This is a genomic window from Kitasatospora sp. NPDC036755, from assembly GCF_040636595.1.
Classification (GTDB): Bacteria; Actinomycetota; Actinomycetes; order Streptomycetales; family Streptomycetaceae; genus Kitasatospora.
On sequence record NZ_JBEZUT010000070.1, the window covers coordinates 12,364 to 30,225 of the forward strand.

14 protein-coding genes are annotated in these 17,862 nt (G+C 76.5%); 9 read left to right on the forward strand and 5 right to left on the reverse strand.

Going from position 1 to position 17,862, the window contains the following annotated elements; translation table 11 throughout:
• Nucleotides 1-39 precede the first annotated feature (39 nt).
• From AB0E96_RS13470 to AB0E96_RS13490, 5 genes are all read left to right on the forward strand, one after another.
• Nucleotides 40-435 (forward strand): sigma factor-like helix-turn-helix DNA-binding protein, encoded by a 396-nt coding sequence (locus AB0E96_RS13470; RefSeq protein WP_359822413.1) that lies wholly within the window; start codon nt 40-42, stop codon nt 433-435.
• A 55-nt stretch (nt 436-490) separates the two neighbouring features.
• Nucleotides 491-1,015: a GNAT family N-acetyltransferase gene (locus AB0E96_RS13475; RefSeq protein ID WP_359822415.1), complete on the forward strand. Its 525-nt coding sequence runs from the start codon at nt 491-493 to the stop codon at nt 1,013-1,015.
• Between the two features lie 80 nt (nt 1,016-1,095).
• On the forward strand, nt 1,096-1,779 hold the full coding sequence (locus tag AB0E96_RS13480; RefSeq protein WP_359822418.1) for a hypothetical protein: 684 nt from the start codon (nt 1,096-1,098) through the stop codon (nt 1,777-1,779).
• Between the two features lie 214 nt (nt 1,780-1,993).
• Nucleotides 1,994-2,740, forward strand: a complete 747-nt coding sequence (locus AB0E96_RS13485) for a serine protease (RefSeq protein WP_359822447.1) — start codon at nt 1,994-1,996, stop codon at nt 2,738-2,740.
• A gap of 65 nt (nt 2,741-2,805) precedes the next feature.
• Nucleotides 2,806-3,816 (forward strand): aldo/keto reductase, encoded by a 1,011-nt coding sequence (locus AB0E96_RS13490; RefSeq protein ID WP_359822420.1) that lies wholly within the window; start codon nt 2,806-2,808, stop codon nt 3,814-3,816.
• Nucleotides 3,817-4,006: 190 nt separating this feature from the next.
• Here AB0E96_RS13490 and AB0E96_RS13495 read toward each other — a convergent pair whose 3' ends face one another.
• Nucleotides 4,007-4,750 carry an alpha/beta hydrolase gene (locus AB0E96_RS13495; protein ID WP_359822423.1) on the reverse strand — a complete coding sequence of 248 codons (744 nt, stop codon included), beginning with the start codon at nt 4,748-4,750 and terminating at the stop codon, nt 4,007-4,009.
• A 338-nt stretch (nt 4,751-5,088) separates the two neighbouring features.
• On the opposite strand from AB0E96_RS13495, the gene AB0E96_RS13500 reads away from it, so the two are divergent.
• Together AB0E96_RS13500 and AB0E96_RS13505 are read left to right on the forward strand one after the other, a co-directional pair.
• Entirely contained in the window at nt 5,089-5,898 is an 810-nt protein-coding gene (locus AB0E96_RS13500; RefSeq protein WP_359822426.1) for a DUF4253 domain-containing protein, read from the forward strand.
• A gap of 116 nt (nt 5,899-6,014) precedes the next feature.
• On the forward strand, nt 6,015-7,274 hold the full coding sequence (locus AB0E96_RS13505) for an SLC13 family permease (protein ID WP_359822450.1): 1,260 nt from the start codon (nt 6,015-6,017) through the stop codon (nt 7,272-7,274).
• Between the two features lie 558 nt (nt 7,275-7,832).
• On the opposite strand, the gene AB0E96_RS13510 is transcribed toward AB0E96_RS13505, so the two are convergent.
• Together AB0E96_RS13510 and AB0E96_RS13515 are read right to left on the reverse strand one after the other, a co-directional pair.
• Nucleotides 7,833-9,623: a beta-galactosidase family protein gene (locus AB0E96_RS13510; protein ID WP_359822429.1), complete on the reverse strand. Its 1,791-nt coding sequence runs from the start codon at nt 9,621-9,623 to the stop codon at nt 7,833-7,835.
• Nucleotides 9,624-10,253: 630 nt separating this feature from the next.
• Entirely contained in the window at nt 10,254-13,616 is a 3,363-nt protein-coding gene (locus AB0E96_RS13515) for a S8 family serine peptidase (RefSeq protein WP_359822431.1), read from the reverse strand.
• A 317-nt stretch (nt 13,617-13,933) separates the two neighbouring features.
• Between AB0E96_RS13515 and AB0E96_RS13520 the strand changes: the two genes are divergently transcribed.
• The gene (locus AB0E96_RS13520) at nt 13,934-14,467 is read left to right on the forward strand and encodes a SigE family RNA polymerase sigma factor (RefSeq protein WP_359822434.1); all 534 of its coding nucleotides are present in this window, start codon (nt 13,934-13,936) and stop codon (nt 14,465-14,467) included.
• Nucleotides 14,464-15,276, forward strand: coding sequence for a hypothetical protein (locus tag AB0E96_RS13525; protein ID WP_359822437.1), 813 nt, complete (start codon nt 14,464-14,466; stop codon nt 15,274-15,276). The genes AB0E96_RS13520 and AB0E96_RS13525 overlap by 4 nt, the downstream gene beginning before the upstream one ends.
• Nucleotides 15,277-15,539: 263 nt before the next feature.
• Here the strand turns inward: AB0E96_RS13525 and AB0E96_RS13530 are convergent, their stop codons facing one another.
• Nucleotides 15,540-16,619: a helix-turn-helix transcriptional regulator gene (locus tag AB0E96_RS13530; protein WP_359822441.1), complete on the reverse strand. Its 1,080-nt coding sequence runs from the start codon at nt 16,617-16,619 to the stop codon at nt 15,540-15,542.
• Nucleotides 16,620-16,716: 97 nt separating this feature from the next.
• Nucleotides 16,717-17,661: an NAD-dependent epimerase/dehydratase family protein gene (locus AB0E96_RS13535; protein ID WP_359822442.1), complete on the reverse strand. Its 945-nt coding sequence runs from the start codon at nt 17,659-17,661 to the stop codon at nt 16,717-16,719.
• Nucleotides 17,662-17,862 lie beyond the last annotated feature (201 nt).

Below are 17,862 nucleotides of genomic sequence, written 5' to 3' on the forward strand. Positions count from 1 at the left end.
ACCCACCCGCGCCACCTCGGGACACCTCGGGACACCACCATGCCGACACCACCACGCCGTTCGGCCGCCCCCCTGCGGGCGCTGCACGACCTCCACCTGCGCCGCTACCTCGACTACGCCGAACTGCTCCTGCCGCCCGCCGACGCCTCCCTGGCCGTCCGCGCCGCCTTCGAGGACCTCGGCACCCGCTGGCTCGACGCCCTGGCCACCGCCAGCCCGGCCGCCTGCGCCTGGCAGGCGGTGCGCCACCGCGTCTGCGCCCTGGCCGGCCCCCGGCCGCTCGGCCCGGTCGCCCACCTCACCGCCGCCCAGCAGGACGTCCTGCTGCTGCACCTCGTCCTCGACCTGTCCGCCCCCGAGATCGCCGCCCTCACCGGCACCGAACCCGGCGCCGTCCACGTCCAACTCCGCTCCCTGGCCGCCGCCCACCGCTGACCGGCCACCGCTGACCGCCCTCGGGCGGCCGTCGGGGGGTTGCTAGGGTGCGCGGATGGACGATCTTGAAAACGTGCCCTGGCCGCCCGAACCGATCAGGACCGAACGGCTCGTGCTGCGCGCGTCCGAGCCCCGCGACCGCGAGGCGTTCGTCGAACTGTTCGCCTCCCCGGAGGTGCACACCTACCTCGGCGGCCCCCGGCCGCGCGCGGAACTCGAACGCGAGCTGCCCGAAGCGCCCGAACAGCGGCCCGGACACCTCGTGGTCGAACTCGACGGGTCGATGATCGGCCTGATCCTGCTCCGGAGGGCGACGGGACACCGCAGCCCCGCCGCCGCGGGCAAGGCCGACCTCGGCTACCTGTTCCTGCCGCGCGCCTGGGGGAGCGGCTACGCCGCCGAGGCGTGCGCGGCGGCCCTCCACTGGCTCGCCGGCGCGCTGCCCGGCGAACCCGTGGTGCTCACCACCCAGAGCGCCAACACCCGCTCGATGCGCCTCGCCGCGAAGCTCGGCTTCACCGAAGTCGAGCGCTTCGAGGCCTGGGACGCCGAGCAGTGGCTCGGCCTGCGGGCCGGTTGAGCCCGAGGGCGCCCCGCGGCCGTAGACGTGGACGGGGGCGCCCTCTGCCGGAGCGGGCGCCGAGGCGTCAGGAGGCAGGCATGCTCAGGTTCCACGGCGCGTGGCGGATCACCGTCGTCGGCAAGAGCGCCGACTTCGACCAACGGGCCGTCGTACGCGGCTCCTACGGACTGCGGGTGCTGCCCGGGCGCGTCGGCGCCGCCATCGAGGTGGACGAGGAGAGCTGGACGCTCTCCCTCGAACACCACCTGTGGGGCCGCAGCTGGCAGCCCAACCTGCGCACCACCACCGGGCCGCTCACCGAACACGACGGCCTGCGCAGCCGGCTGCTCACCAGCAACGACTGCCACTTCCCCGGCAAACCGCACGACTACGTCAACTTCGTGCTGCGGCTGGACCAGGCCGTCGCCCCGGCCGCCACCGTCACCCGGGCCGTCACCCGGGCCGCCGCGCCCGTGCGCGCCGCCCGCCCGCTGGGGGAGCCGGTCTCCGCGCCCGTCCAGGCCGTGCGCACCTCCTCCTCGGGATGGCCCGAGCCCGGGGCCGAGCGTGAGGCCATGCCCGGAGTCGCGCGCGAGGTCGCGCCCGGGGTCGAGCGGGGCGTCGGGCGGGGCGTCGGACGGACGGCCGAGCGCGGCACCGCCCCGGCGGCGGAGCCACTGCGACCCGCGTCGCCCTCCGTGCCGCCCTCCGTGCCGCCCTCCGTGCCGCCCTCCGTGCTGCCGTCCGCGCTGCCGGGCGAGAACGGGCGGGCCACCCGGTAGCCCGAAACCGGGACCGGGGGATACCCCCAGGCCAGGGCCGCCCGCCAGCCGGATGTCCCGGCGGGCGGGCTCCCGGTTGGCTGGTCGCATCAACACCGACCGACCCGAAAGGCCGTCACCCGTGCCCTCCCGTACCACCGGACGACCCCTCGCCCGCCGCACCGCCCGCGCCGCCGCCGTCACCGCCCTGGCCGCCGCCCTCGGCGCCACCGCCATGACCGGCAGCGCCTCCGCCATCGTCAACGGCCACGACTCCACCGAGCGCTACCCCTTCATGGCCACCCTCCCGCTGAGCGCCGCCCAGCTCGCCGACGGCGCCTGCGGCGCCACCCTGATCGACCGCCAGTGGGTGCTCACCGCCGCCCACTGCGTCGTCGGCACCGAGGACACCGGCCTCACCCTCAAGGGCACCGTGCGCATCGGCAGCGCCCACCGCGACAGCGGTGGCACCGTCCGCGCCGTCGACCGCGTCGTCGTCCACCCAGGCTTCGCCTTCGGCGACGGCGCCACCCGCCCCAACCGAGACGACCTCGCCCTCGTCCGCCTCGACCGCCCCGCCCCCCAGCAGCCCGTCCGCGTCGCCGACCGCCCCGGCGTCCCCGGCACCCCCACCCGGCTGCTCGGCTTCGGCACCGTCGTCGACACCACCGACTACCAGAAGATGGTCTTCCCCGACCGCCTCCAGGAACTGCCCACCCGCATCGGCGCCACCACCGACTGCGCCCCCGGCTACGCCGACCCCACCCGCCTGTGCACCCTCAGCCAGATCCCCAAGGCCATGGCCTGCTTCGGCGACTCCGGCGGCCCCCAGCTCCAACGCGGCCGCGGCGGCCGCTGGGAACTCATCGGCACCACCTCCGGCCCCGGCACCCCCGGCGTCCCCTGCGCCGGCGGCCCCGGCCTCTACACCGACGTCCCCGCCTACACCCCCTGGATCAAGGCCACCCTCGCCGCCGGTTGACACCCCGACCCCACCGCGCGACTAAAGTCCCAGGTGAGAACCGTCGCGCCCGAGGAGAACCCGCCATGCCGACCGACCCCGCCACCCCCGCGAACCCCACCCCCGCCGCAGCGCGCCCGCACCCCGCGCGCCTCGGCCTGGGCACCGCGGCCGTCGGCCGGCCCGGCTACATCAACCTCGGGCGCGACACCGACCTGCCCGCCGAACGCACCGTCGACGCCCTGCGCCAACGCACCCACACCCTCCTCGACGCCGCCTACGCCGCCGGCGTGCGCTACCTCGACACCGCCCGCTCCTACGGCCGCGCCGAGGAGTTCCTCGGCCAGTGGCTCGCCCGACACCCCGAAGCCGCCGCCGAGGTGACGGTCGGCAGCAAGTGGGGCTACACCTACACCGCCGACTGGCGCACCACCGGAGTGCCCGCCCACGAGGTCAAGGAACACTCCACCGCCGTCTACGACCGCCAGATCGACGAGACCCGCACCCACCTCGGCACCCACCTCGACCTCTACCTCGTCCACTCCGTCACCCCCGACAGCCCCGCCCTCACCGACCCCGCCCTGCACCGGCGCCTCGCCGCCCTCGCCGCCGACGGCGTACGCGTGGGCCTGTCCACCAGCGGCCCCGCCCAGGCCGACACCATCCGCCGCGCCCTCGCCGTCACCGCCGACGGCCGCCCGCTGTTCACCGCCGTCCAGGCCACCTGGAACCTCCTGGAGACCTCCGCCGCCCCCGCCCTCGCCGAAGCCCACGCGGCCGGATGGCTCGTCGTCGTCAAGGAAGCCATGGCCAACGGCCGCCTCGCCGGCCGCAACGCCACCGGCCCCGACACCGCCCCGCTGCGCACCCTCGCGCAGCGCACCGGCGCGGCCGCCGACGCCCTCGCCCTGGCCGCGGCCGCCGCCCAGCCCTGGGCCGACACCGTCCTGTCCGGCGCCGCCACCCCCGACCAGCTCGCCTCCAACCTCGCCGCCACCACCCAGCGCCCCACCCCCGCGGACCTCACCGCCCTCGCCACCATGCCCGAGCCCCCCGAGGCCTACTGGCACACCCGCTCCAACCTCCCCTGGTCCTGACCGGGCCTCCTGACGTGCGCGTTTCGGCCCCGTCCGGAGGGAACGGACAGCGCCCGTAAGCGAGTTCGGGCGGCACGCGCAGCACCGCGGGCCCCTGCCGGGTCGGCAGGGGCCCACGGTGGGGGAGGCGAGGCCTCGACGGGCCGGGACGGTGGCGGCTAGCGGCCGGTCCCGTCCCGGCGGCCGGGCCTCACCTCAGGTGCCGGGCGAAGAAGCGGGCCCCGGCGTCGAGTTCGTGCCGCGGGACGCCGGTGTGCCCGCCCATGTTGGCGTGCAGGGTCTTCTCCTCGGAGCCGAAGGCGTCGAACAGGTCCAGGGCCGCCTGCCGCGGGTTCCCCTCGTCGTCCCACTGCAGCAGGACCTGCAACGGGACGGTGACCTGCCGGGCCTCCTCGACGATGGCGGCGGGCACCAGGCTCCCCGCGAAGAGGCCGGCCGCCGCGATGCGCGGCTCGACCACCGCCAGCCGGACGCCGATGGAGATGATGCCCCCCTCGTACCCGACCGGGCCGCCGACCTCGGGCAACGCCAGGAGGTCGTCCAGCGCCGCCCGCCACTCCGGGACGGCCCGCTCGACCAGCGGGAGGATCAGGGCGTCGACGATCTCGCCGCTGACCGGCCCGCCGGCCTCCATCGCCCGGCGCAGGTCGGCGCGGGCCTGGTCGGCGGCGGCCCACCGGGGGCGCTCACCGCTGCCGGGGAGCTCCAGGGTGGCCGAGGCGAAGCCGTACTCCGCCGCGTAGTAGCGGGCCCGCCCCGCCAGCCGGGAGTACACCTTGCCCAGGCCGAGCGGCGGGGGGCTGATCAGGATCAGCGGAACCGGTGCGGACGCGGTGGCGGACGCGGGCGTCCACAGGATGCCGGGGATCTCGCCGAGGGTGAACCGTCGCTCGACGACGCCGTCGTCGAAACGCTGCTCGGAAGTGAAGTGCATGGTCGTGCCTTTCGGGAGTGCTCGGAAAACGGCGCTCCCGGACGACGACCTATCGCCCGACCGTGACCCCGGAGGGGAGCACCCATGTCGATACTGCGTTCACGGGTACCACCTCCTCTGTCTCTCGCACGGCCTCCGGAAAGGTAGCAGTGGTCGTGGCGGTCCGACAAACGGGTTCACGCGGGCGGCGCCACCCCTCCCGAAGGCCGGACACGAAGCGCCGCCGACGCCCCGGCGATGTTCCCGTCGACACCCTGCCGACGCCCCCGACGAGGCCCCCGCCGACGCCCCCGACGAGGCCCCCGGGCGCTGTCGGTGGGCACCCCTACGGTGGCCGCATGACCGAGCACCTGGACCTCCCCGCCGCCCTCGCCGCCCTGCCCGTCGACCTGCCACCGGGCCGCCTCGTCACCGAGGACGACGGGCGGCAGCCGCTGCTGTGGATCAGCGACGACCCCGCCCCCGCCGGGCTGTGGCGGCAACTGCACCGCGCCCACCCGCAGACCGGGCTGTGGCCGCTGCTGCTCACCCCGCTGGACCGCACCGGCCCCGACTACCGGCCCTGGCTGTCCGGCGAGCTCCACCCCACCGACGCCGCCCTGCCCGGCCTCTACGACCCGGCCGCCCTGCTGCGCACCTGGTGGAAGCAGGCCGACGAGGACGAGGACGGCGAGACGGGCGAGGACGCCGAGATCCTCGACGAGGCCCTCGCCCCCTACGGCCGCACCTGGCCCGGCCCCGCCCCCGCCGTCACCGTCCCCGACGGCGCCGCCGGAACCGAGGCCCGGGAGCTGGCCGAGGTGCTGCTGCACAAGGGCGGCCGCCTCGGCCTGGTGCGCGCCGCCAGCGGCGCCGAGGCACTGACGGTCTGCGGCTGGAGCGGCCCCAACAACCACGACGAGATCGCCCGGATCGCCGCCGTGCTCGCCGACTGGGAGCGCCGCTTCGGCGCCCAGGTCGTCGAAGTCGGCTTCGACACCCTGGAACTGAGCGTCCCCGTGCCGCCCGCCACGCTCGCCGAGGCGCTCCCGCTGGCCGCCGAGCACACCGCCTTCTGCCCCGACCTGGTCTTCCAGGGCACCGGCTCCCTCACCGAGTACGCCGAAGGACTCGTGGGCACCTACCAGTGGTCCTTCTGGTGGGACTGACCCGCCCCCCGGGGAGGTGCACCGGCCCCGCCCGGCCCCCGCGGTCCGCCGCTGTGGCATGCTGCGCCGGGCCGCGGACCGAGCGCGGACACCGACCACCCCCCTGAGGAGCACCCCTGAACACCGCCTGGGCCGAAGCCCTGTCCGCAGGCCTGCTGCTGCTCGTCCTGGTCTGCGCCGTCGCCCGCCCCTGGGGCTGGCCGGAGGCCGCCGCCGCGGTGCCGGCCGCCGCCCTCCTGGTGGCGACCGGCGCCGTCCCGCCGGAGCACGCGACGGCCGAGGCCGCCCGCCTCGGACCGGTCATCGGCTTCCTGGCCGCCGTCCTGGTCCTGGCCGAACTCTGCGACCGCGAAGGGCTGTTCCGCGCCTGCGGGGCCTGGATGGCGCGCAGCGCCGCCGGCCGCCCACGCCGGCTGCTCGTCCAGGTGTTCACCGTCGCCTCGCTCGTCACCGCGGTGCTCAGCCTGGACGCCACCGTCGTGCTGCTCACCCCGGTGGTGCTGGCCACCGCCGCCCGCCTGGGCGCCCGGCCCGCACCGCACCTGTACGCCTGCGCCCACCTGTCGAACACGGCCTCGCTGCTGCTGCCGGTCTCCAACCTGACCAACCTGCTGGCCTTCACCGCCAGCGGCCTGAGCTTCGGCCGCTTCGCCGCCCTGATGACGCTGCCGTGGCTGGCCGCGGTCGGCGTCGAGTACCTGGTGCTGCGCCGCTTCTTCGCCGCCGACCTGGACGCGGCCCCGGCCGGGGCGCCCGAGGCGGGGCCGGCCCCCGCCGTGCCGCTGTTCGCCCTGGTGACGGTGGGCTGCACGCTCGCCGGGTTCGTCCTCGCCTCCGCACTGGACGTCAACCCGGCCTGGTCGGCGGCCGCGGGCGCCGCCGTCCTGGCCGTCCGCGCCCTGGCCCGCGGCCACGCCACCGCCGCGGGCGTCGTCCGCTCGGCCAACCTGCCGTTCCTGGCGTTCGTCCTGGCCCTGGGCGTCGTGGTGCGCGCGGTCGTCGACAACGGCCTCGCCGCCGGGCTGGCCCACCTGATCCCGTCCGGCACGGCGCTGCCCGCCCTGCTCGGCACCGCCGCCCTCGCCGCCGTCCTCGCCAACGTCATCAACAACCTGCCCGCCACGCTCGCCCTGGTGCCGCTGGCCGCCCCGGCCGGGCCCGGAGCCGTCCTCGCGGTCCTGCTCGGGGTGAACATCGGCCCCAACCTCAGCTACGCCGGCTCGCTGGCCACCCTGCTGTGGCGCGGCATCGTGCGCGACCGCGGGGTGCCGGTGAGGCTGGGCGAGTTCACCCGCCTCGGCCTGCTCGCCGTCCCCGCCACCCTCACCGCCGCCGTCCTCGCGCTGTGGGCCTCCCTGCGCCTCATCGGCACCTGACGGACGACGGCCCCGTCTCGCGTGGCTTCGCTCGCGTGGCTTCGCTCGCGTGGTTTCGCTCGCGCTCTGCTGTCTGCGGTCCGCGCCGCCGTGGAGCAGCACCTGATCACCTTGCGCGGCTCGGTGGGGGAGCACTTCTTTCTCCGGGCCCATGTGCTCGCGCCGGGGCCGCGATAGGTGGCCGATGAGGTACGTGACGGAGTGGGAAGTCGGCGAGGCCGACTTCCTGTGCCGGGTCCCGTGGGCGGGTGTCGGCCCTGGGTCGCCGGCGTGAATGGGGGCGGTGCCGAGAAGGTGGCTTCCGGTGCTGCTCAGTTGCGCTCTGCCCGCATCTCGGAGGGTTGCGGCCTGCCTGGCGGCTCGGTGGCCGGAGTGGGAAGTCGACCCCGCCGACTTCCCACTCCGGAGGGGCGTCGCCAGTGCGGCAGGTCGGCGGCCCCGGGTCGCCGGCGAGTCGGTGGGGGCGGTGTCGGTTCCGAGGGTCATGGCCGTGCAGGGCCGGGGCCGGAGTGGGAAGTCGACCCCGCCGACTTCCCACTCCGCGGCCCCGTGCCGGGGTCAGTACTCGGAGCTGGGAGCCGCCGTGACCGGGCCGAGGTCCGGCTCGTCGGCCAACTCCAGTGCCGTCCCGTGCCGTTCGAGTTCCAGTACGACCAGGTCGTTGGCGCCCGCCCGCCACAGGGGGGCGGGGGCGTAGAGGGTGCGCTGGGGGCCGGCGGCGCAGTGGCGGCCGAGGAGGAAGCCGTTGAGCCACAGCAGTCCGCGTCCCCAGTCCGGCAGGGCGACGAACGCGTCGGCGGGGGAGGGGAGTTCGGCGGTGAAGCGGTGGAAGGCCGGTTCGCCGTCGCGGGTTTCGGTGTCGTCCGTGAAGCGCAGCGCGGACAGGTCGGTGAGCGGCAGCGGCCGGATCTGCCAGTCGAAGAGCCGCTGGTGGCCGTGCGAGACGCCGCGGGTGATGCCCTTGCGGTCGTCCATCTGCGGGCCGTAGTTCACCCGCCCCAGCGCCTCGACGAGGATGTCCAGCTCGACGCCTTCGGGCCCGGCGGCCAGCGGCAGCGCGGCGCCGGGGGAGTTGCGCTCCAGGACGCCGAGCGGGCGGCCGTCCGCGAAGACCTGCGCCCGGTCGGCCAACCCGTCGATGCGCAGCGGGAGTTCGTTGCGCGGGCCGGGTACGCGGGTGCGGTAGTGGATGAGGCCGCGGGACTGTCCGACGCGTTCCATCGGCAGCGGGGCGGCGTGCCGTTGGGGCTGCGACAGCGCGTCCAGGGACCGCGCCAGCACGGCCCGCCCGTCGGCGCGTTCCAGCCGCCGGGGTGCCACCCGTGGTGGAGGGTCGGGCAGTTCGCCGTCCGGCAGGGGCAGGTAGCGGCCGATGACCTCGCGCAGGGCGTGGAACTTCTCGGTCAGTTCGCCGGCCTCGCCGATCGGCGCGTCGTAGTCGTAGCTGGTGACGGTCGGCTCGTAGCCGGCGTCCAGCGGGTGGGCGCCGGAGTGGTTGGCGCCGGACCACAGGCCGAAGCTGGTGCCGCCGTGCGCCATGTAGAGGCTGACGGAGGCGCCGGTGGCGAGCAGTTCGTCGAGCGAGGCGGCGGTCTCCTTGGGGTCGCGGACGTGGTGCGCCAGGCCCCACTGGTCGAACCAGCCGATCCAGAACTCCATGGCGGTCAGCGGCCCTTCGCCCTGGTGGCGGCGGAGCACCGCCAGGCGTTCGGGGGCGCGCGAGCCGAAGGTGGCGGTGGCGAGGAGGCCGGGGACGGTGCCGCCCTGCTGCATGGTGTCGTGGGCACCGTCGGTGGTGAACAGCAGGCAGTCCACGCCGCGCCGCACCAGGCCGTCGCGCAGGTGGGCGAGGTAGTCGGCGTCGTTGCCGTAGCTGCCGTACTCGTTCTCCACCTGCATCGCCACGACCGGCCCGCCCCGGCTCGCCAGCAGCGGCAGCAGCTCGGGCACCAGCGCGTCGAACCAGCCGTCGACCTCGGCGAGGTACGCCGGGTCCGCGCAGCGCAGCCGCAGCCCGTCGACCGCCAGCAGCCGGGCGGGCAGCCCGCCGAACTCCCACTCCGCGCAGATGTACGGTCCCGGCCGCAGGATCACGTCCAGCCCCAGGGCGCCGGCCAGCCGCACGAACCGGGCCACGTCCCGCCAGCCGGTGAAGTCCACCGTCCCGTCGGTGAGTTCGTGGAAGTTCCACGGCACGTAGGTGTCGACTGTGTTCACCCCCAGCGCCCGTACCCGCCGCAGCCGGTCCTCCCACAGCCCCGGATGCACCCGGAAGTAGTGCACCGCCCCGGCCACCACCCGGTGCGGTGCCCCGTCCCGGACGAACCCGTCCGCGTCGTACCCGAGCATGCGCGACCCACCCGCCTTCCCGCCGGAGACCCCGGCACCGCCGAGCCTAGCGAGGAACGGGCCGTGCGCCGGCCGCTTGTGCCGGGGTGTCGCGGCGGCCGTTGCACGGGGGGCCGGGCGTGCGGGCCGGCCGGTACCCGTGACCGGTGGTCGGCCCGCACGCCGTGGGCGTGCGACAGGTGATCGGCCGACGAGCCATACTCGTCCGGTGAAGCGTGGTGGATTCTCCGAGTCGGCCCTCCGGTCCGCTGTGTGGGGCGGGGCGCTGCTCGCCTCCCCGTTGCTGCTCGTGGCCGGAGGCCCGGCCTACGGCCGGTTCATGCGTCATCTGTGCAGGGACGGCGGGCCGGGCCTCTTCGACAAGGGGCGGGGCTGGGTGAACCCGGGGTACTGGGTGGTGATGAACCCGCTGGTTCTCGCCCTGACATGGCCGACCCGGCGTGGCGGTCTGCTTCCAGCCAAGATCTCAGCCGGACAACCGGCGCGGCCGCGGTAGCACGGCCCCGGGAAGACGTGGCCGCGCCTGTCCTGCCGGATGGCGACCGTGGGCCGACGAACCCGGGCCGACGAACCCGGGCCGCCCCGCGAACCCGGGGCCCGGGGGAACGGCCGCGGGCCGCCGGCGGGTCGTCAGGGTGCCAGGCGGTAGGCGCGCAGCACGGTCTGCTCGACGGTGGCGCCGTCGGCGGCGCGTGCGGCGGCCTTCAGCGAGACGAAGCCGGCGGCGCCAGGCGGCGGGTCGACGGTGACGCGGTAGCCGACGCCGTCCGGGGTGACCGGGGCGTCCTGCCAGGTGGCGCCGTCGTCGAAGGAGACCCGCACGTTCAGGCTCGTGGTGGCCGAGGCCGGGGCGCCGCTCTGCCGTTCGACGGCGGCGAGCAGGGTGTGCCGGTGGCGCGGCGCCTGGTTGTCCGGGTCGACGGGGGCGGTGAAGCGGACGGTGTCGACCGGCAGGGCCGTGGCCGGGCCCCGGCCGTCGGGCCCGGGGTCGACGGCGGCCGAGCGGAAGGTCCAGACCGCCTCGACGGTGCCGGACAGCGACGCCCAGGGTTCGGCTCGTACGGCCCTGGCGGTCAGCCGGTAGGCGGCGTCGGCGGCCGGTACGGCGAAGCGGGCCTGCTCCCGGTCGCTGCCGCCGACGCGCTGCCCGTCGCGTTCCAGTTCGAGGTGGACGGTGTCCTCCAGCAGGTGCGGCCACGGGGAGCCGACGTGGCCGGCGGAGGCGTCGCTGAACAGCTGCGGGTGCAGGGTGAGGTAGCCGTCGCGGGTGCGGGCCATGGTGGGCGCGCCGTCCCTGCCCGGGGTCAGGCCCGGGCCGATGACGGCGGCGTTCCAGCGTTCCGCGCAGGTCGCGCCGGCGGCGCAGCGCACGGTGCCGCTCTGGCTGACGGCGGTGCGGGCCATCTCGCCGGCGGGGCCGGAGGTCTGGCCGAAGGTCGTCTCGCGGAGTTGGTCCTTCACGGTGAAGTACTCGGTGCGGGTGGCGGGCAGCGCGAAGGTGGGCTGGGCGATGCTGAGGCCGCCGACGCCGCCGGCGGACGCGAAGCTGCTGAAGTCGCCCGCGGTGCCCGGGCCCTGGGCGAAGTAGCGGGTGTTGAGCGTGGCGAGTTCGCCGGGCCCGACGGTCAGGGCCGGGTCGGGGAGTCGGCCGGTGGTGCGCACCAGCAGGTCGTAGCGGTCCGGCAGCCGTCCGTCGCGCGTGGCCGGGCCCTGCTGGAGGCTCTGTGTGACGAAGTCGAGCCGGCCGGAGGTGGGCCGGGCGGTGGGGACGACGTACAGGTTGCCGGGCCGGGCGAGGGCGGTGGCCGCGTCCGCGCAGTCGTTCCCGGTGCCGCCGTAGCAGTAGCCCGCGGAGAGCGAGAGGCCGGTGGTGGCGCGGCCGGGCACGGTGACGCTCAGCTGCCGGCCCTCGCGGGCGTCGACGGCGAGCCGGGTGTCGCCGCGCAGCTCCAGCTCCGGCTGCAGGAACAGGGTCGCGGTGCGGGGCGCGGTGCCCGAGGCGGGGGTGACGAGCTGTCCGCCGAGGTTGTAGCGGCCCTCGGGCACCCGCGCGGTGGCGGTGCCGCCGGTGAACCGCAGCTGGTAGGCGTCACGGGTGTCCAGGTCGACCAGGCTGACCGATGACCAGGCGTCCCAGCTGCCCGGCCCGACGGGCGCCCCGTTGCGGTCGACGGCCGTCACGGTGACGTCGTGCCGCACGGCCTCGCGGGTGAGCGCGTAGGCGGTGGTGACGGCGGTCGTGTCGGGCCCGGTCGCGCGCACCCGCCCGGTCAGCGACGCCCCCGAGGGGACGCGGGCCGGATCGACGGTCACGGTGGCCGACGCCGCGGCGCCCGCGGGCACCGTCAGGCGGCCGGGCTGGACGGTGAAGGCGCCGTCCGCCGGGGTGGTCTCGACGGCCAGGTCCAGGGTGACGGGCTCCCGGCCGTCGTTGTGGTACTGGACCGTACGGGTGAGTGGCTCGCCGCCGGGCGGGCCCTCCAGGTGGATCCCGGTGCCCTCGGCGGTGGCGTACACCTCCTGGGCGGTGGCCCGGCCGAGGTCGACGAGCCCGGCGCCCTGCTCGTACGCGCCCTGGCCGGCGGCCGGCGCCGCGGAGGAGGTGAGCGCGGCCTTGAGCTGCGGGCCCTTCCAGCCCGGGTGCTGCTGGGCGAGCAGGGCCGCGGCGCCGGCCACGTGCGGGGCCGCCATGGAGGTGCCGGAGATGGCCGTGTACCGGTCGCCGGCCGGCTCCTGCCCGTCGGTTCCGGCCGCCCGGGCGGCGACGATGCCGACGCCGGGCGCGGTGAGGTCCGGCTTGACGGCCTGGTCGCCGACGCGCGGGCCCCGGCTGGAGAGCGAGGCGAGCGCGCCGTCCCGGTCGACGGCGCCCACCGTCAGCGCGGCGTCGGCCGACCCGGGGGTGCCGACGGTGCCGGGGCGGCCGCTGTTGCCGGCGGCGGCGACGAACAGGGTGCCGTAGCGGGCGGACAGCGCGTCGACGGCCCGGGCCATCGGGTCGGTGCCGTCGGTCGGGGCGCCGGTGAGGCTCAGGTTGACGATCGGCGCGCGGGCCGCGGCCCACTCCATGCCCTGGAGCACCCAGGACTCCTGGCCGTTGCCCTCGTCGTCCAGCACCCTGCCGACCAGCAGCTCGGCGTCGGGGGCGACGCCCTTGAACCGGCCGTCGGAGGCGGCCCCGGTGCCGGCGACGATCGAGGCGACATGGGTGCCGTGCCCGTCGGGGTCGGCGTTCACCGGTGTGCCGACGGGCCCGGTGAAGTCGGAGGTCTCGCCGAGGGAGCCGGCCACGTCGGGGTGGCCCCGGTCGATGCCGCTGTCGAGCACCGCGACCTTGACGCCCTTGCCGGTCCAGCCGGAGTTCCAGGCCTGCGGGGCGCCGATCCGGGCGGTCGAGCGGTCGAGCGCCGCGGTGACCCTGCCGTCCAGCCAGACCTTGTCCACGCCGCCCGCGGCGAGCCCGGTGCCGGGCCGCGCGACCAGCTGCCACAGCTCGCCCGCCCGCGCCTTCGGGGCGCGCAGGGCCGCGCCGTGCACGCTCTCCAGCGCCCGTACGGCGGTGGCGCCGGCGGGCGGCGCGGCCGCGGCCAGGCCCGGGGCGCCGGCCTGCTCCGAGCCCAGGATCAGCGGCAGTTCGGCGGTGTGCGCGTCGTCGTAGCCCTGGGCGATCAGTCCGGCGACGTCGAACAGCCGGGGGTCCAGCCGCCCGGAGTCCAGCGGTGCGACCGCGTCCGAGGGCAGGAGGTTCAGCGAGCCGGGGGCGCCGGGGCGCCGGAGGAAGGTCATGTCCTCGCGCCCGGGCCCGGGCCGCACTCCGGCCGCCGTCACCGTGCCGTCGGCGCCGACCAGGGCGGTGACCGTGTCGCCGGTGACCAGGGTGACCTGGACCGGACGGCCCGGCGCCGGCCCGTCCGCCCCCGCGTCGGGCGCCGGGCCGGGAGCGGCCCAGCCGGCCGGGGCGGCCGGCGTCGCGACCAGGGCCGCACCGAGCACGGCGGCCGGCCACCGCCGGGCCGCCCGTGGCCCTCGCCCACGTGTGTCGTACCTGCGGGTTCCTCGCACAGGAGTCCTCTCGATCGGGCGCCGCCACGGATTCCGGGGCCGCGCACTGGTTCTGGCGTGGAATCGACGGAACGGAGGGCGGCGGAAGATGTCATCCGATGATCAGAAATCGGAACGCCTCCCACCCCTCCCACCACCGGCCGGATCCTCCCGCCCCCGCGACCGGCGAACTTTTCCCGCCACCCGTGACATCCCGGCACCGGGCGCGCTCCGTCGGAGTGGGCAGAGACGAACGGAGGACACGCCCTGTGCGTAGCGCAGACCTGGAGGAGTTCCGCGGCTTCGCCGAGGACCGGTTGCCGCACCTGCGGCGGACCGCGTACCTGATGTGCGGCGACTGGCACCACGCCGAGGACATCACGCAGACCGCACTGACCAAGCTGTACGCGGTGTGGGGAAGACGGCACCGGATCGCCAACGTGGAGGCCTACGCCCACCGCGTGCTGACCCGTACCTGCATCGACCACACCCGGCGCCGCTGGCGCCGCGAGGACCCGACACCCGTGCTGCCCGACCGGCCCGGCCCGGGCACCGACCCCTCGCTCGGGCTGCAGATCCGCGCCGCGCTCGCCGCCCTGCCGCCGCGTCAACGGGCCGTGGTGGTCCTGCGGTTCTGGGTCGACCTGGACATCGCGGACACCGCCAAGGCCCTCGGCTGCACCGCCGGAACCGTCAAGAGCCACACCGCCCGCGCACTCGCCAGACTGCGCGACCTGCTCGGCGACACCGATCCGTTCGACGAACTGGCCGCCGCCCCGACCCCCCTGAAGGAACTGCTGTGACCCACCACGACGCCCTCGACCCGCAGGACGACCTGCGCACCCTCCTCGCGGCCGGCCTCGGCACCGAACCGCCCCTGCGCCCCGGCACGGTGGACACCGCCGTTGCGGCCGGACGCCGCCGCCGCGGCACCCGGCTGGCCGTCCGCACCGGAGCCGCGACGGCCGCCACCGCCGCCCTGGCCGCCCTGGTGGCCGCCCTGCCCACCGCCACCACCCCCGCCCCGGGCACCCCGACGGCCGCCGCCGACCCGCTGACCGGCCCCCTCACCCTGGCCGGCGCCGCCGGAGCCGTCCCCGAGCCGCTGCGCCCGGACTCCTTCGGCCCCGGCAGCGGCCGGGCCACCGACTGGACCAGCGACCACCTGGGAACCACCCTGGCCTCCCTGCTCCCGGCCGGTGCCAGGACCGTGGGCGCCGGCGACATCCCGGGCCGCAGCTTCCGGGTCGCCTGGCAGTCCCCGGCCGGCCCGGTGGACTTCGTCGGCGGCGCCGACCGCACCGCCGACGCGCCGAAGGTCCCGTTCTGCGCCGCCATCGCCCTGCCCAGGGTCACCCCGCGCCCCGGCGTGCCGAGCCCGCAGGAGGCCGCCCCGCGGACCGACTGCCACCTGGTCGAGCTGCCCTCCGGCGCACACGGCGAGGCCGTGGCACTGACCCCCCGGCAGGGAGACCGCGCCTCCCTGTACATCCGCCTCCAGCGCGCCGACGGCCGGACGGTGACGCTCCAGCAGTGGGCCGAGCAGCCGGACGCGGGCCTGGACGAGGCCGCCCTGCTGGCGATCGCCGACGACCCCGCCTGGCAGTTCTGACCCGCCCCCGTACCGGTCGTTGCCGCCCGGCGTGGCCGTTCCCGTCCCCGTACCGGTCGTTCCCGTCCGGCGTGGTCGTTGCCGCCCGGCCGGAAGCGGCTCCGACAGCGCCGGCCGCCGTGACACCGCCCTCCGCCCGACCCCGCCGGACGTCGTCGGCGCCGTGTCCCGCGCCCGGTCGTGGGGCGAGTGCGCGGCGCGGTGAGCCGGTGCGGCCGACCGGGACGGGCGCGGCCGGTCCGGGCGCGGCCGGTCCGGGAGCCTCACGCCCGCGGGGGCAGGCCGAGGGTGGGGAGGTGGTCGGCCATCAGGAGGGCGACCAGTTCACGGCGGGAGCGCACGCCGGTCTTGTGGAGGATGGCGGTGACGTGCTGCTGGACGGTGGGCACGGTCAGGTGCAGCAGCGCGGCGATGTCCTTGGTGCTGGTGCCGCGCACCGCGTACAGGGCGACCTGCTGCTCGCGCGGGGACAGACCGTGGGCGAGGATCGCCAGCGGCAGGCGCTGGAGGGGGGAGACGGGGGAGGCCACGACGGCGGCGCCGCCGTGCCGGCCGTCCAGCAGGGAGGCGTGCAGGGCCAGCCACTGGCCGTCCGGGGTGCACACCCGCATCTCGGCGGCGCCGCCGCGGCGGGCGGCCAGGCGGGCGACGGTGAGGAAGCCGCTGGGCACCCCGCCGGTGTGGTCGGTGGGTTCGGCCATGCGTCCGATCAGTTCGCGGGCCGCCGCGTCCGCCGAGCGCAGCCGCCCGTGCCGGTCCAGGATCGCCACGGCCGGGGCGTGCGCGGGCGACGGGGTGCGGGGGCTGCGCAGGGCGGCGAGGTGGGCGTCGCGCAGGGCGGCGCCGATCGGGGCGGCGACGCGCTCGGCCAGGCGCAGGTCCGGCAGGTCGTAGCGGCCGCGGGAGCGCTCGCGCATGAACGCCGCCGAGCCCCAACGCCCGCCGCCCACGTCGAAGTTGATTCGCAGTTCGTCGCCGTATCCGCAGGGGTGCAGCAGCTCCCGGTAGCGGACGCTGCGCTCGGGGCGGCCGTCGGTGGCCCGGCCGACGCTCTGCACCCGGTGGCCGGCGGTGCGGATCGCGCTGAAGGTGGTGGCGTCCTCGCCCCGCAGCTCCAGGTGCACGGCCTGCTCGAACTGGGCGGGGTCGAGGCCGTCGGCGACGGTGGAGGTGGGGAACCCGGTCACCGGATCGTTGCCGTGCCAGCAGCCGCCGTCGAAGCCGAGCGGTTCCAGCAGCAGGGCGTGCAGCGCCCGGAACAGCTCGGCGGCCGGTAACCCGGATGCCGCCAACTCGCCGATGGTGCCCAGGACTTCCCGCTCAACGTCACGTCGTTTGGCCACGGATGGAATCCTACGGAAGCCGGGGCCCGGCGTCCGGTGAACGGACCACGCCGTCCGCGAGCGGCTGCCGCCGCGGCCGCCACGGGCACGGCCGCCGCTACGGCCGCTCGCGCCCGCGCCACCAGGCGACCGTCGCCCGCAGCTGCTCCTCCAGCGGTGTGGCCCGCACCGCGAACGCGGCCTCGTAGGCCGAGCTGTCCACCACGAACGGCCGGTCGAACTGGTAGCGCACCTCCCGCAGTTCGCGCAGCAGCGGGGAGAGCAGCCCCGCCACGGCCAGCGCGGCCGCCGGCAGGCGCCGCACCGCGACCGGCCCGCCGCCCGCCTCGGCGGCCAGCCCCTCGACCATCGCGCGCGCCGACAGGGCGGGGGCGGTGGGCACGTGCCAGGCCCGGCCCCAGGCCCGCTCCTCGCCGGCGATCTCGGCCATCGCCCGGGCCACGTCCGGCAGGTAGGTCCAGCTGTGCGCGGTGTCCGGATCGCCCAGGGTGGCGACCGGACGGCCCGTCAGCACCTTGGGCATCACCCGCGCGGCCAGGTGGCCGCCGTCGGTGACGCCGGGGCCGAAGAAGTCCGAGGCCCGCACCTCCACCGCCCGGATCCGCCCGGCCTCGTGCAGGGCGCGCGCCCGCTCCCAGGCCGCCGCCCGCACCCGCCCCTTGGGGCCGGTCGCGGCGAGCGGCAGGTCCTCGGTCATCGCCCCCGCCACCGGCCCGTAGCCGTACAGGTTGCCGAGCAGGACCAGCACCGCGCCGCTCTCCTCGGCGGCCGCGCACAGCGAGTCGGTCAGCGCCGGCCACAGCCGCGTCCACTGCGGCAGCGGCGGCGCGGCGCAGCCGTGGACGGCGGCGGCACCGCGGGCGGCCCGCGCCAGCGCGACCGCGTCGCTCGCGTCCAGGGCGAGGTGCTCGACGCCGGGTGCGGCCGGCCCGGCGGGGCGCCCGCTGCGGGTGACGACCCGGACCTCGTGGCCCTGCTCGGCCAGCAGGCGGGCGGTGGCGGCCCCGGCGGGCCCGTGTCCGACGACCAGGTGGAAGCTCATCCGCCCCACCCTAGCGGCGCCCGTGCGGGCGGGCCGGGGCTCGGGCACGGTTCGGGCGCGGTGGAACGGGTCGTCGGGCGGGGAGAGTTGGGCGTTTGGCAAAATATTGGTATGGCAATCGTGAAAACGGACCTATGCTGGTGAAGATTCATGATCCTTTCGCACGAATGCAGGTCCGCTCTCCATGAAGCTGCCCCGGGT

What these genes read in the sequence shown, in the direction of transcription:
- AB0E96_RS13470 (WP_359822413.1), top strand. Translation starts at nt 40, where the DNA reads ATGCCGACACCACCACGCCGTTCGGCCGCCCCCCTGCGGGCGCTGCAC.
- AB0E96_RS13475 (WP_359822415.1), top strand. Translation starts at nt 491, where the DNA reads ATGGACGATCTTGAAAACGTGCCCTGGCCGCCCGAACCGATCAGGACC.
- AB0E96_RS13480 (WP_359822418.1), top strand. Translation starts at nt 1,096, where the DNA reads ATGCTCAGGTTCCACGGCGCGTGGCGGATCACCGTCGTCGGCAAGAGC.
- AB0E96_RS13485 (WP_359822447.1), top strand. Translation starts at nt 1,994, where the DNA reads ATGACCGGCAGCGCCTCCGCCATCGTCAACGGCCACGACTCCACCGAG.
- AB0E96_RS13490 (WP_359822420.1), top strand. Translation starts at nt 2,806, where the DNA reads ATGCCGACCGACCCCGCCACCCCCGCGAACCCCACCCCCGCCGCAGCG.
- AB0E96_RS13495 (WP_359822423.1), bottom strand. Translation starts at nt 4,750, where the DNA reads ATGCACTTCACTTCCGAGCAGCGTTTCGACGACGGCGTCGTCGAGCGA.
- AB0E96_RS13500 (WP_359822426.1), top strand. Translation starts at nt 5,089, where the DNA reads ATGACCGAGCACCTGGACCTCCCCGCCGCCCTCGCCGCCCTGCCCGTC.
- AB0E96_RS13510 (WP_359822429.1), bottom strand. Translation starts at nt 9,623, where the DNA reads ATGCTCGGGTACGACGCGGACGGGTTCGTCCGGGACGGGGCACCGCAC.
- AB0E96_RS13535 (WP_359822442.1), bottom strand. Translation starts at nt 17,661, where the DNA reads ATGAGCTTCCACCTGGTCGTCGGACACGGGCCCGCCGGGGCCGCCACC.